Raw genomic sequence first — 12,637 nt, 5'->3', positions numbered from 1 at the left:
TCCCGGATGTCTGACCTGTGCTCCCCGCCCGGCCGGCAGCAGGGCGTGCATGGGATGATCGTCATACGGAGCGGCGGCCCCGGTGCACACGGCGGCCCCGGCCGCCCGGATTCGGTGCCGGCTGGCTGAGGGAAGGGGTCCGTGTCGACGAGCTCCGTCCCCCGCTGGTCCCGGTATCGCCTGCTGCTGGCCGCGATCACCTGCGGGGCGGCGGCCGCGGCGCTCACCGTGGCCGCCGGGTGGCCCTACTGGCGTGGCGAGCACGCCCTCGCGGCGGTCAACGCCTTCGTGGCCGGCGCGTTCGTCGTCTCCGGGGTCCTGCTCGCAGGCTCCCCGGCGCTGCGGCGGACGGGCTGGATGGCCGTGGCCGCCGGCCTGTGCTGGGCCCTCACCTGGTTACTGGGCTGGGACGTCGGCCCGCTGCCGGCCCTCGGTTTCCTCGCCAACGCGTTGTTCTTCGTGGCCTTCGGCTGGGGCGTCCTGCTCTACCCGGACGGGATCCCGACCGGCCGCCTGGACTGGTGGGCCGGCGCCCTCACGACCCTCGCCTACGGCCCGCTGGCGGCGCTGTCGATCCTGGTCTCCGAGCCGGAGTGGAACGGCTTCGACGCGGACGCGTCCTGGCCGACACTGGCGGCCAGCGACGCGCTGTTCGGCGCGATCAGCGATGTCTACCTGGTGGTCAACCCGGTGCTGGCGGCCGTGTTCGTGGCGCTGGTCGGGCGGCGCTGGGCCCGGCTGTACGGCCTGGAGCGGTCGGTGCTCGCCCCGGCGCTGGTCGCGCTGAGCTTTGTCGTCATCGGCCTGGCGGTGCTCTCGCCGACCCTGGACAACCGGGAACCCGGCCATAACGCCGACAACGTCGCCGAGCAGGGCGCCACACTGGCGGTGCTTCCGTTCGCGCTGGTGCTGTGCGAGCTGTGGCGCGCCGTCACGGTCGCGACGTCCGCGGACCGGATGCTGCGGCCCGGCGGTGGCCCGACCACGGTCACCGCCGTCCGGGACGCGTTGCGCCGGGTGCTGCGCGACGACACCGTCGACCTGTACTTCTGGCTGCCGGACGAGGGCCGCTTCGTCGACGTCGACGGGGAGCCCGCCGAGCCCGACGGCGATCCCGGGCCGGCCTGGCGTCAGCCGGTGTCAGCTCCGTCCGGTGAGATGCTCGCCCTCGTCACCGGCCGGTCGGTGCTGCGCCGCGGGCACGCCGCGTTCACCGGGGCGGCGCTGCGGGCCGCCCGGCTGGCGCTGCAGAACGCCCAGCTGCAGGTAGCCATCCAGGCACAGCTGGTCGAGACCCGGGCGGCGCAGCGGCGGGTCGAGGAGGCCGAGGCAGTCGAGCGAAACCGGATCGCCCGTGACCTGCACGACGGCGTCCAGCAGCGGCTGCTCGCCCTGGCGATGATGGTCAGTGCCGCCGAGTGGTCCGCGGACGACCCGGGGGCGTCGGCGACGGTGTTCGGCGACATCCGCGCCGGCCTGCTCGCGGCGAACGACGAGGTACGCACGATCGCCCGCGGCCTGGACCCGGAGATCCTGCGCAGCCAGGGCCTGGCCGGGGCGGTGCGCGCCGCCGCCGGTCGGCTCGCACTGCCGGTGGACGTCGAGATCGCCCTGACCGGGCCCGGGCCCTACGGCGACCTGGCCGAGCGCACGGTCTACTTCGCCGTCTCGGAACTGCTGGCGAACGTCGTCAAGCACGCGGGGGCGGCGTCGGCGCGGGTGCGGCTGTCGGGAGGCGCGCAGTGGCTGGTGGTGGAGGTGCGGGACGACGGGCGCGGCGGCGCCGCCGAGGGAACGTCCGGGGGCCTGGCGGGTCTGCGCGACCGGGCGGAGGCGGCCGGCGGCAGTGTGGACCTCGCCAGCCCGCCGGGCGCCGGGACGACGGTGCGGGTCACCGTCCCGACCGCCGCGGCGCCGTGAACGGCCGGGTGGCGGCCGCGGCCGGTGCGGGTGCCGCGGCCGGCGCGGCGACGCTGGCCGTCGGATGGCCCTACCTGGGAGGTGCCCCGGCGATCGCGGTGGTGAACGTCCTGATCGCGGGTGGCCTGACCGGCGCCGGCGTGCTGATGCTGCCCGCCGGGCCGCTGCGTGGCTGTGGCCGCCCGCTCGTCGGCGCGGGCCTGGCCTGGCTCGCGACCTGGGCGATGAGCTGGAACACCGGGATCCTGCCGGTGCTCGGGATCGCCGGGAACTGCGCCTTCTACGTCCTGTTCGGCCTGGCGCTGCTGCGCTACCCGCAGGGGCGGCTGGCCGGCCGGGCGGACCGGGTGCTCACCGCCGCGGCGGCCGTCGCGCTCGGCCCGGTGATGGCCCTCAGCGTGGTCACCTCCCGGCCGGAGTGGAACGGCTACGCCGCGGACGCCTGGTGGCCCGGCTGGCTGGCGCACCGGTCGGTGTTCGGCGCGCTGAGCGACGGATTCCAGGTGATCATCCCGCTGTTGGCGGTCGGTTTCGCGGTCCTGCTGTTCCGGCGGGTCCGCAGCCTGCGCGGCCCGGAGCGGGTGGTGGCCCCGCTCGTCCTGAGCATGGTGGGCGGCGCGATCGTCACCGTCGCGGTACTCACCCCGCCGATCGAGGTGGACGGCCTGGACGGTGTCATGCGGGGGATCGCGGTCCAGAGCATCGTGCTCGCGGTGTTCCCGGTGGTGCTCGTGGTCGCCGCCGCGCGCCGGGCGCTCGGGGTGGTCACCGCGGCCGACCGGGTGCTGCGCCTCGCCGACCCCGCCACCGTCCACAGCGTCCGGGACGCGCTGCGGACCGTGCTGCGTGACCCGACGGTCGAGATCTGCTTCCGGCTGCCCGGCCTTCCCGGCTACGTGGACGTCGACGGCCGCCCCACCGACCTCCACCTGACCGACCTGGGCCCGACCGCCCTGGACCGCGCGGAGGTGGGCGATCGTGGCCTGGCCACGGCGCCCCGCTGGGCCCGGGAGGTGCGGACCGGAGACGGCGCAGTGCTCGCCGTGGTGACCGGTGACCCGGCCCTCGGCACCGACAACGCCTACACCGAGGCCGCCCTGCGGGCCGGGCAGCTGGCGCTGGAGAACGCCCAGCTCCAGGTCGCCGCCCGGGCCCGGCTGGTCGAGTCGCATGCGGCCCACCAGCAGGTCGCCGGCGCGCAGGCCGCCCAGCGCCGCCGGATGGCCGCCGACCTGCACGACGGCATGCAGCGGCGGCTGATGGAGCTCGTGCTGGTCGCGGCCGACGCCCAGGCCCAGCCCGCCGACCCGGCCGGCACCCGGACGGTGCTCCGCCAGCTGCGCGAGGGACTGCTCGCCGCCAACCAGGAGGTCCGCGACCTGGGCCGTGGCCTCGGCCCCGGGGAGGCGGCGGACGGCCCGCCACGCACCCCCGGGCCGGGATGACCACCGCCGCCTGACCCGCTGTCCGTCATCCGGCCGTGATGACCGGCGTCAGCCGGCGTGGATCGGGATCCCGTCACCCTGCGGCACGTCGTCCCGGCCGGCCCTGACGAGCACGATCACGGAGATCAGAGCCAGCGCGATCAGCGCCGCGCTCCACAGGAACGAGGTCGTGTACCCCTCCACCGCCGCCTGCGCCTGGGCGGCCGGGCCGGTGCCGTGCGAGGTGAGGTAGTCGGTCACGGCCGTGGCGTAGACGGTGTTGAGCAGTGCCACCCCGAGCGACCCGCCGACCTGCTGGGTGGTGTTGACCAGGGCGCTGGCCACACCCGCGTCGTGCTCGGCGACCCCCAGCAGCGACACGCTGGACATCGGGACGAAGGCGAAGCCCATCCCGAAGCTGATCAGGAGCTCCGCCGGCAGCACCAGGGCGACGTAGCTGGAGTCGACGCCGATCTGGCTGAGCAGCAGCAGGCCGGCCACGGCGAGCACGCTGCCGCCGATCATCAGTGCCTTGGGGCCGACCCGGGGAAGGAACTGGCTGGACAGACCGGCCGAGACGATGATGCCCACGCTGAACGGCAGGAAGGCGAAGCCGCTGCGCAGCGCGCTGTACCCCAGCGTCGACTGGAAGTAGAACGTGAGGAACAGGAACATCGCGAAGAGCCCGCCGCCGATGAGCAGCGATGCCAGGAAGGACCCGCCTCGGTTGCGCTCCAGGGGGACGCGCATCGGCAGCAGCGGGGCCTTCGTGCGGGTCTCGATGACGACGAACGCGGCGAGCAGCACTGCCGACCCGACGAGCAGGCCGATCGTGGTGGCTGAACCCCAGCCGTCCTCGGCGGCGACGGTGAAGCCGTAGACCAGCGCGACCAGGCCGGCGGTCACGGTCACCGCGCCCGGGATGTCATAGCTCGCCTTGCCCTCGGCCTTGCTCTCCCGGACGATCGGCAGCGCCGCGGCCGCCGCGGCCAGCGCGATCGGGATGTTCACCAGCAGGCACCACCGCCAGGACGCGTACTCGGTGAGCAGACCGCCGACGATGAGGCCGATGGCCGCGCCACCGCCGGAGATCCCGCCGTAGACGCCGAACGCCCGGGCCCGCTCCTTGCCCTCGGTGAAGGTCACGGTGATCAGCGAGAGTGCCGCCGGCGCCAACAGCGCCGCGCAGGCACCCTGCAGCGCCCGGGCTGCGAACAGGAACTCGGCGTTCGGGGCGGCGCCGCCGAGCGCGGAGGCTCCGGCGAAGCCGATGAGCCCCCAGATGAAGATCCGCTTGCGGCCGAGGAAGTCCGCGATGCGGCCGCCGAGGAGCAGCAGGCCGCCGAAGGCGAGCGTGTAGGCGGTCATGACCCACTGCCGGTCGGCGGTGGAGATGCCCAGGTCAGCCTGGGCGTGGGGGAGCGCAATGGTCACGATCGACGCGTCGAGGACGACCATCAGCTGAGCGATGGCGATGATGCCCAGCGCGAGCCAGCGCCGAGGGTCGACCTGCGGGCTCGTCCCCGGTGACCCGTCCGAGGCGACTGATGACTGCCCGTCGCCGACGATGTCGGTGGATGCGGTCACGGAAAGATCTCCTGGTGTCCGGTGGTTGCGGTCTGTCGGAGTGGCCACTACGGGGCGGCCGCTGTTGGTTCGACACGAGACAGTACGAGGACTGATAGTACTGCATCAAACTAATTTCTAGCGTGAGAGGACGATGATCAAATACACTCGTGCCGTGGACGGCGCCTGGAACGCATGTATCGACGGGCATGCTCCGGACCAGATCGACGACGTAGTCGAACACTGGCAGCGCGAGCGCCCCGACCTCGACATCAGTGCCCTCGGAACCTTCGCGCGGATGAAGGTGTTCGTCACCGCGCTCGGCTCGAAGGGCGACCCCCTGGAGCAGTACGGACTCACGTCCGGCGACTTCGAGGTGCTCGCCGCGCTCCGCGCGGTCGGCCCGCCGTGTGTGCTGATCCCCTCCCAGCTCTCCGAGAAGCTGATGATGTCGCGGGCCGGTATCACCAACCGGCTCGACAGGCTGGAGGACGCCGGGCTGGTGGAGCGCCGGCTGGATCCGGCCGACCGGCGCAGCTTCCGGGTGGGACTCACCGAGCGGGGGCGGGTCATCATCGACGCCGCGTTCACCGAGCAGGTGACGCGTTTCGCCCGGTTGGCCGCCCATCTCACACCGGAACAGCGCCAGCATCTGGACGACGCCCTGCGCACCCTGCTGGGTGCCCTCTGACCGGCGCCGGCCCGGGCGATCGAGGCCCCCGGGAACGACCGGGCGCCAGGCCGGGCACCAGAGGTGACCGAGCCGCCGTGGCGGCGGGACAGGAGCGTGCCGGCATGAAGGTGGCTTTCATCGGTCTCGGCACCATGGGCTTCCCCATGGCGGGGCATCTCGCCGCGGCGGGCTTCACCACCGTCGTCCACAACCGCACTGCGGCGACCGCCGACCGGTGGCTGGAGCGTCACTCCGGCACCGCAGCCCCCACCCCCGCCGCGGCCGCGGCGGGCGCGGACGTCGTCTGTGTCTGCGTCGGTGCCGACGCGGACGTCCGCGAGGTGATCACGGGCCCGGCGGGTGCGCTCGGTGTGCTGCGCCCCGGCGCCACCGTCGTCGACCACTCCACCACCTCCGCCGAGCTCGCCGTGGAGATCGCGGGCCAGGCGTCGCGGGCCGGTGTCGGGTTCGTCGACGCCCCGGTCTCCGGCGGCCAGGCGGGGGCGCAGGCCGGTCGGCTCAGCATCATGTGCGGCGCCGACCCGCGGACGCTCGAGACGGTCCGCCCGGTCCTGGCCGCCTACGGCAGCACGATCACCCGGATCGGGCCGGTCGGCAGCGGCCAGCTGACCAAGATGGTCAACCAGATCCTCGTCGCGGCCGCCATCGCGGGCGCCGCCGAGGCCCTCAACTTCGCCGCCGAGGCCGGCCTCGACACCGATCTCGTGCTGGCCGCCGTCGGCGGCGGCGCGGCCAGCAGCTGGTACCTGAACAACCGCGGACACACCATGGTCCGCGACGAGTTCGACTTCGGCTTCGCCGTCGACTGGATGCGCAAGGACCTGCGCATCTGCCTGGCCGAGGCGGCCCGCCGCGGCATCCCGCTCCCGTTCGCCGCCCGCGCCGAGGCCGACTACGCCGCGGCGCAGGAGCGCGGTGACGGCGGCCTCGACGCGACCGCCGTCATCCGCCTGCGCCGCGCCGAGACGCATCCGCCGCACCTCGCCGCCGACCCTGGGGCCTCCGGTGCCACCGCTGGCACCGGAGCCACCGGTGCCGCGACCGGTCCGCGCGCTGTCGACGACTCCGACGGGGCGGTCAGCTCCTGAGATCCGTCTGCCGCCGCGCCGGCTGACACCCGCGTCGGTGTCGGCGCCGGCGGGACGGACGCGTCTGGCGGCGGTGCGGGCGTCAGCGCGAGGGGACCGTGAGTGACGGTGCGGCCGCCATGCCCCGGCGCCGCCCCGTACTCCCGCCGCGGGGCGCCCGCGGTGCGGGCACCGGCAGCGGCCCGGTCTGCAGGTTCGCGTACCGGGTCTCCTTGCGGACCTGGTACACCCAGCTCTTGCTGACCGTGACGCCCCACCGGCCGAGCAGCGAGACCGCCGCGGTCGCCGAGCCACCGGTCTCGTCGAGCGCGCGGATGATCGCCGCCCGCTTCACCGACGGATCCGTCGTGTCGAGACCGTTGAACGGAACCGGCGTGAGGCGCCGCGGCCCGCCGACGTGCGCGGGCGTGTCAGCTGACGCGGCCGGCGCAGCCGGGCGGGCTGGTTCGACTGGTTCGACTGGTTCGACTGGTTCGGCGGCGGGGGATGCCGCGGCTGTGAGCCGGTCGGCCTCCGTGCGGGTGGCGGGCGGCCCCGCCGTGGACTGCGCGTGCGCCGCAGCGGCCCCTGCAGGCGCCGCTGCGGCGGGACCCGTGGGGATGTCGGCGGAGTCGGCTGGGGGGGTGGCGGGGGCTGCCTGGGCCGTGACAGGTACCACGGCGGTCGTGGTGGCAGGGACGGACTCGGTGGCGGCGGCGCCGACCCCGGCGTCCGCCAGGGCTTCGGCGTCCTCCACAGTCCCGGCGTCCGTCACGGTCGCGGCGGTCGCGGCGGACGACCGGCGCGCGGGGTGGATCTGGCGCATGAGCAGCTCGTACGAGCCGAGCAGCGCCAGCGGTGGCCAGCCGGCGATGATGCGGGCGGTCGCCGTCGGGTCGGCATGCAGGACGTTCGCGGCGAGCGACGCGCAGGCGCCCGCCGCCAGCAGGGTGGCGGACAGCCAGGACCGCCGCCGCCCGGCCCGCCGGTCCGCCAGCATCGCCATGGAGGCTGCCACGATCAGACCGTCGACGCTGAACGGCAGGACGGTGGCGGTCACCGTGTCCTCGCCGTGCAGGAGAGCGACACCGCGCATGTGCCGATAGGACACGAATGCCGCGACGGCGGCGACCGTGGCCACCGCCACCACGGTCGTGATCCGGATCGCCCGGTCGGAGCGTCCTGCGGCCCGTCGTGGCACTGCCGCCGCATTGCCGTTTTCCACACCGATCACCTGATTTCCGGCTTTGAGCCGTAAGTCCGGCAAGTTCTCTCCGCAGACGATGACACGCAGCACGGACGACGCGAAATCGGGGCCGGGCCGGCTACCACTCCGGTGCTGTCCGCACCAGCGGTCCGTGCGTGTGTGCGCCCGGGTGTACCCGGTCCGTGACCTCAGGCGGCGGGCGGTCTCCCGCCGCGGCGGCCCACTGTCCGGGTGTTGCCGTATTGCCGGCGGAATGCGTGGCGATTGCGGACGGAATGCGGGACAGGGGTGGAATGGGCCGTAGTGTGCATCTCGTCAGGGCGCACGACCGGGAGCGAGGCTGCGGTGAAGGTCGTGACGATCGCCAGCTACAAGGGCGGGGTGGGCAAGACCACACTGTCCGCCAACATCGGCGCGGCGATCGCGCGGATGGGGCGGCGGGTCCTGCTGGTCGACCTGGATCCGCAGGCGAACCTGACACTGAACTTCTACGACGCCGAGACCTGGCAGGCCGGTCTCGCGGACCGGCGCCGCACCGTCAAGGCCTGGTTCGAGTCCTGGCGTCCGCACACCGCCCCACCGCCGCTGGCCGGGTACGTCACGACGCCGCCGGCCGCGGCCGCCGTCATCGCCGAGGGCGGGGGCCGGTTGGACCTGCTCGGATCGCACACCGCCCTCGGCGACATCGAGATGGATCTCGTAGGGCGGCTCGGCGGGGCGCAGGCGCACCGGTCCACCCGGTACTACTTCGACGTCTACCAGCAGCTCGCGCTGGGGCTCGCGTCCTTCGACCCGTCCGACTACGACCTGGTCATCCTCGACTGCCCGTCCCACTTCGGGGTGATCACCCGGGCGGCCGTGGCCGCCTGCGACCACCTGCTCATCCCGTCCCGGCCGGACAACCAGTCGACCCTCGGCGTCGAGCACCTGATGCGCCGGCTCGGCCGTTTCGTCTGGGAGTACAACCGGGTCGCCGAGCTCCAGTCCGGGCTGCACCCGGTGGTGAAGCCGCTCGAACCGAGGCTGCTCGGGGTCGTCCTGACGATGGTGCAGTACTACCGCGGGGCACCGACCCGCTTCCTGCGCCCGCACATCGAAGGGGCCCGCCAGCTCGGGATCCCGGTCTTCGACGCGATGCTGCGGGTGAACAACCGGGGCTTCGCCGGCGCCGTCGACCTGCCRCTGCCGGCGGTGCTCTCCCCGGACCTCACCCTCGACCTGGCCCGCGAGCTGTTCGGCCTGGTCGAGGAGTTCCTGGTCCGGATCGGGGCGGCCCGCGGCGAGGCCGCCCCGGTCGAGGACGCCGCCGTGCCCGTCACCTCCGCCTGGATGTCCTGACCGCCCGGCGCGTCACCGGGTGATCCACAGTCGTTCGGGAAGCAGCGAGCCCAGCCCGTACTGGGTGACGCCACCGACGTCCTGAGCGGCCATCACGCCCGGGTTCACCCGGACGGTGAAGACGCCGGGCACCAGGGCGACCAGGCGGTCCTGGAACGTCCCGTAGGCGGCCCGGCGCTGCTCGGTGGCGGTCGCGGTGCGGCCGGTCCGCAGGGCGGCGTCGAGCTGGTCGTCGTCGACACCTGGGAAGTTGCCCCGCGAGTCGCTGCGGAACGCCGTCCACACCCGCGGGTCCGGGTCGATGAAGCTCGACGACCAGACGAGCATGTCGAAGTCGTGTGTGGTCGCCAGGCGGGTGTTCTCGGCGAAGTCGACTGCCCGGACGTCCACTGTGACGTTGTCGAACGAGCTGAGCTGCGCCTGGATGTTCTCGGCGGTGTCCTTCATCTCCGAGGTGTTGTAACCGGTGAACGTGAACGACACCGGTGTGCCCTCGGCGGCCAGCTCGTCGAACAGACGCTGCGCGAGCGCCCGGTCCTGCCGGCGCAGCGGGGTGTCGACATACAGCGGCGACGTCTCGGAGAACAGCGTGTCGACGGTCGTCGCCGCACCGTTGTAGACCGCGAGATCGAACGCCTCCAGGTCGATCGCGGCGGCGACGGCGCGGCGGGCGCGGAGGTCGTCGAACGGCGGCCGTCGCATGTTCATCGCCAGGAAGAGCCCGCCGCTCAGCGGGGTGACGTCCGTCGTGTACCCGGCCTTCGCCGCGCGGGCGAGGCTGTCCGCGTTGGTCTCGATGACGATGTCGGCGCCGTCGCTGACCAGGGTGTTGTAGCGCTGCCCCGCGTCGTTCGAGGTGCGGATGGTGATCTCGTCCAGGTAGGGGCGCGGGGCGTCCCAGTAGCGGGCGTTGCGGGTCAGCTGGATGCGGTCCTGGCGGGTCCAGCTCTTCAGGGTGTACGGCCCGGCACCGACCGGCGCCCGGTCGAACGCGGCGCGGTCACCGGCCAGCGCGGCCGGGGAGGCGATCCAGTTCATGGACGTCGTGAGCAGCGCGCGCGGAAAGCTCGGCACCGGCTCCGTCATCCGCACCGCGAGGGTGGTCGCGTCCACCACCTCGGTCGCGGCGATCAGCGAGGCCTCGGACAGGTACGGCGAGGCGAGCACCGGGTCGCGGTGCCGGTCCCAGTTGATCTTGACGGCGGCGGCGTCGAGCGCGGTCCCGTCGGAGAAGAGCAGGCCGGGCCGCAGCCGCAGCGTGAAGGTCGCGCCGTTGTCGGTCGAGGCGAACGACTCGGCCATGGTGTAGTGGATCTCGTCCGTGCGCGCGTCGTTGACGAGCAGCGTGCCGTACAGGGCGTTGCCGAGGAATCCGCTGATCTGCCAGGCGTTCGTCATGGTCACCGGGTCCATCGAGGACGGCTCGCGGATCTGCATGACCTGCGCGGTGCCACCGGCCACCGGTTCGCCGCCCGGCCCGCCCGGCCCGCCCGTGCCGCCGGTCCCCGGCGCCGCGGTGGAGCCGCTGTCGCCGCCGCAGGCGGTCCCGAAGGCCAGCACGGCGCAGCAGGCGGCGGCAGTGGCGAGTAATCGTCCTCGACGGATCATCGTCGTCCTCTCGTGGGTGCCGGCGCACTCCGCGGAAGGCGGCGGGCCCGGGGCCAGCTGGCGGTAAGTCACCTGTCTGTCACAGCGTAGACGGGGCGCCGGGTCCGATCCGGCAACATTCGCGAAATGCTGAACGACCGTTTGAGGTGCTGGTGACCAGGGCGGATGCGCTGGGGACGCGGTGCGGAGGGGCCGGTGGCCCGGATCCGGCGGTGTGCCACCAACCGCGCCGGGCCCACGCGTTGCATACTGGCAGAGATGAGCCAGTCAGCAGTTCCCAGACGCCACCTGCCGACCAGCCCGTTCAAGGCACCCGTGGTGGTGCCGACCCCCCGGTTCGCCGAGGGTGACCGGGTCGTGCATGACTCCTACGGGCTCGGTCGGGTCACCCGGGTCGAGGGGGAGAGCGCCGTCCTGGTGGACTTCGGTTCCCGCCAGGAACGCATCCCCAGCCCTTTCGAGGGCATGTCCCACCTCTGACACCGCCGGTGCACCGACGCCGTCCGTTCACCGGACGGCGTCGGTGCCCGGTGCAGTCAGCAGGCGGCGCCACCGGTCGGGTGCCGCCGGCCTTCGGCGACGCCGGAAACCGGTACCGGGCCCGAGGGCCACCGTGCCCGGCGAGCGCTGTGCCCGGCGAGCGCCGAGTCCGGTGACGTCCGGTCCACCCGGCGAGATGTCTGGCCTACCCGACGATGTAACGGCGGGGGATCCAGGTCTGGCTGTCGATCGGCGGTCGCTGGTAACCCCGGTTCTGCCGCGGCGGAAGCATCACGTCCGGGTGGGAGACCCGCTCGTAGGGCACCGTCGACAGCAGATGGCTGATCAGGTTCAGCCGCGCGCTGCGCTTGTCGTCCGCGTCGACCACGGACCAGGGCGCCTCCCGAATGTCGGTGTAGGCGAACATCTGGTCCTTGGCCTCGGCGTAGTCGACCCAGTGCGCCCGGGCCTGCAGGTCGAGGTCCGACAGCTTCCACCGCTTCTCGGGGTTCCTGATCCGCTCGGTGAAGCGGCGCTCCTGCTCGTCGTCGCTCAGCGAGAGCCAGTACTTGACCAGCCTGATGCCCGACCGGGCCAGGGCCCGCTCGAACTGCGGGCAGAACCGCAGGAACTCCTCGTACTCCTCGTCGGAGCAGAAGCCCATCACCCGCTCCACCCCGGCGCGGGTGTACCAGCTGCGGTCGAAGAAGACGATCTCCCCGCCGGCCGGGAGATGGGTGATGTACCGCTGGAAGTACCACTGCGCCCGTTCCCGCTCGCTGGGCTTGCCGAGCGCGACCACCCGGTAGTGCCGGGGGTTGAGTCGCTCCGTCATCCGCTTGATCGTGCCGCCCTTGCCCGCGGTGTCCCGGCCCTCCATCACGACGACCAGGCGGGTCGACGTGGAGACGATCCACTCCTGCATCCGCACCAGCTCCGTCTGCAGCCGGGCGAGCTCCTTCTCGTACCCGCCCTTCGACAGCCGGACGGGCGCGGCCACGGCGGCGCCGTCGGCCACGTGCTTCGGAACGGCGGTGCCGTCCTGGCTCGGATGGACGGTCACGGCGGCCCCTCGGGAAGATCGGCTCGGGGCACCCTCGCCCCGGGCTGAACGCGGCAGTCCCGCCCAGCGTAGGCGCGGCCCGCCCGACTGTCCGTCTCTCGGACGAGCCCGGAACGGCGCCGGTCCGCATCGAGAGCCACGCCCGCGCCCGGCCGGACGCCGACTGGGCGGCGTGGATCGCCGCGCAGCTCGAGGCCGCGCAACGGCAGGTCACCCTCGCGGCCTGGGACCGTAGCCCGCGAAACTGGGAGCATTCGGTGAACTATCGGC

Annotated in this window: 10 protein-coding genes; 6 read left to right on the top strand and 4 right to left on the bottom strand. The window is 73.3% G+C overall.

Going from position 1 to position 12,637, the window contains the following annotated elements; genetic code table 11:
* Positions 1-141 precede the first annotated feature (141 nt).
* Complete coding sequence (locus tag CC117_RS07395) at positions 142-1,920, top strand: sensor histidine kinase (protein WP_071082989.1); 1,779 nt, start codon at positions 142-144, stop codon at positions 1,918-1,920.
* Between the two features lie 8 nt (positions 1,921-1,928).
* A complete protein-coding gene (locus CC117_RS07390) occupies positions 1,929-3,365 on the top strand; it encodes a histidine kinase (protein ID WP_241829911.1) in 1,437 nt (478 codons plus the stop codon).
* A 48-nt stretch (positions 3,366-3,413) separates the two neighbouring features.
* Here the strand turns inward: CC117_RS07390 and CC117_RS07385 are convergent, their stop codons facing one another.
* Positions 3,414-4,931, bottom strand: a complete 1,518-nt coding sequence (locus tag CC117_RS07385) for an MFS transporter (protein WP_071082987.1) — start codon at positions 4,929-4,931, stop codon at positions 3,414-3,416.
* 133 nt (positions 4,932-5,064) lie between these two features.
* On the opposite strand from CC117_RS07385, the gene CC117_RS07380 reads away from it, so the two are divergent.
* Both CC117_RS07380 and CC117_RS07375 read left to right on the top strand, forming a co-directional pair.
* Positions 5,065-5,601 carry a MarR family winged helix-turn-helix transcriptional regulator gene (locus CC117_RS07380; protein ID WP_241829910.1) on the top strand — a complete coding sequence of 179 codons (537 nt, stop codon included), beginning with the start codon at positions 5,065-5,067 and terminating at the stop codon, positions 5,599-5,601.
* Positions 5,602-5,705: 104 nt separating this feature from the next.
* On the top strand, positions 5,706-6,692 hold the full coding sequence (locus tag CC117_RS07375; protein WP_241829909.1) for an NAD(P)-dependent oxidoreductase: 987 nt from the start codon (positions 5,706-5,708) through the stop codon (positions 6,690-6,692).
* 82 nt (positions 6,693-6,774) lie between these two features.
* Here the strand turns inward: CC117_RS07375 and CC117_RS07370 are convergent, their stop codons facing one another.
* Positions 6,775-7,896 carry a DUF2637 domain-containing protein gene (locus CC117_RS07370; RefSeq protein ID WP_241829908.1) on the bottom strand — a complete coding sequence of 374 codons (1,122 nt, stop codon included), beginning with the start codon at positions 7,894-7,896 and terminating at the stop codon, positions 6,775-6,777.
* A 327-nt stretch (positions 7,897-8,223) separates the two neighbouring features.
* Between CC117_RS07370 and CC117_RS07365 the strand changes: the two genes are divergently transcribed.
* Positions 8,224-9,216, top strand: coding sequence for a ParA family protein (locus CC117_RS07365; RefSeq protein WP_071082984.1), 993 nt, complete (start codon positions 8,224-8,226; stop codon positions 9,214-9,216).
* A gap of 12 nt (positions 9,217-9,228) precedes the next feature.
* Here CC117_RS07365 and CC117_RS07360 read toward each other — a convergent pair whose 3' ends face one another.
* The gene (locus CC117_RS07360) at positions 9,229-10,824 is read right to left on the bottom strand and encodes an ABC transporter substrate-binding protein (protein WP_071082983.1); all 1,596 of its coding nucleotides are present in this window, start codon (positions 10,822-10,824) and stop codon (positions 9,229-9,231) included.
* Between the two features lie 258 nt (positions 10,825-11,082).
* On the opposite strand from CC117_RS07360, the gene CC117_RS07355 reads away from it, so the two are divergent.
* Positions 11,083-11,304: a hypothetical protein gene (locus CC117_RS07355; protein WP_026311544.1), complete on the top strand. Its 222-nt coding sequence runs from the start codon at positions 11,083-11,085 to the stop codon at positions 11,302-11,304.
* 205 nt (positions 11,305-11,509) lie between these two features.
* Here the strand turns inward: CC117_RS07355 and ppk2 are convergent, their stop codons facing one another.
* Positions 11,510-12,322, bottom strand: a complete 813-nt coding sequence (ppk2, locus tag CC117_RS07350) for a polyphosphate kinase 2 (protein ID WP_071083077.1) — start codon at positions 12,320-12,322, stop codon at positions 11,510-11,512.
* Positions 12,323-12,637 lie beyond the last annotated feature (315 nt).

The sequence above is a fragment of the Parafrankia colletiae genome, assembly GCF_001854655.1.
GTDB classification, from domain to species: Bacteria; Actinomycetota; Actinomycetes; order Frankiales; family Frankiaceae; genus Parafrankia; species Parafrankia colletiae.
The sequence above is the reverse complement of the archived record's forward strand: the minus strand, read 5'-3'. Positions and strand labels throughout refer to the sequence as shown.

Bases quoted from the DNA above. Each gene is read 5' to 3' on its own strand.
- CC117_RS07375 (WP_241829909.1), top strand. From the start codon at position 5,706: ATGAAGGTGGCTTTCATCGGTCTCGGCACCATGGGCTTCCCCATGGCG.
- CC117_RS07380 (WP_241829910.1), top strand. From the start codon at position 5,065: ATGATCAAATACACTCGTGCCGTGGACGGCGCCTGGAACGCATGTATC.
- CC117_RS07360 (WP_071082983.1), bottom strand. From the start codon at position 10,824: ATGATCCGTCGAGGACGATTACTCGCCACTGCCGCCGCCTGCTGCGCC.
- CC117_RS07355 (WP_026311544.1), top strand. From the start codon at position 11,083: ATGAGCCAGTCAGCAGTTCCCAGACGCCACCTGCCGACCAGCCCGTTC.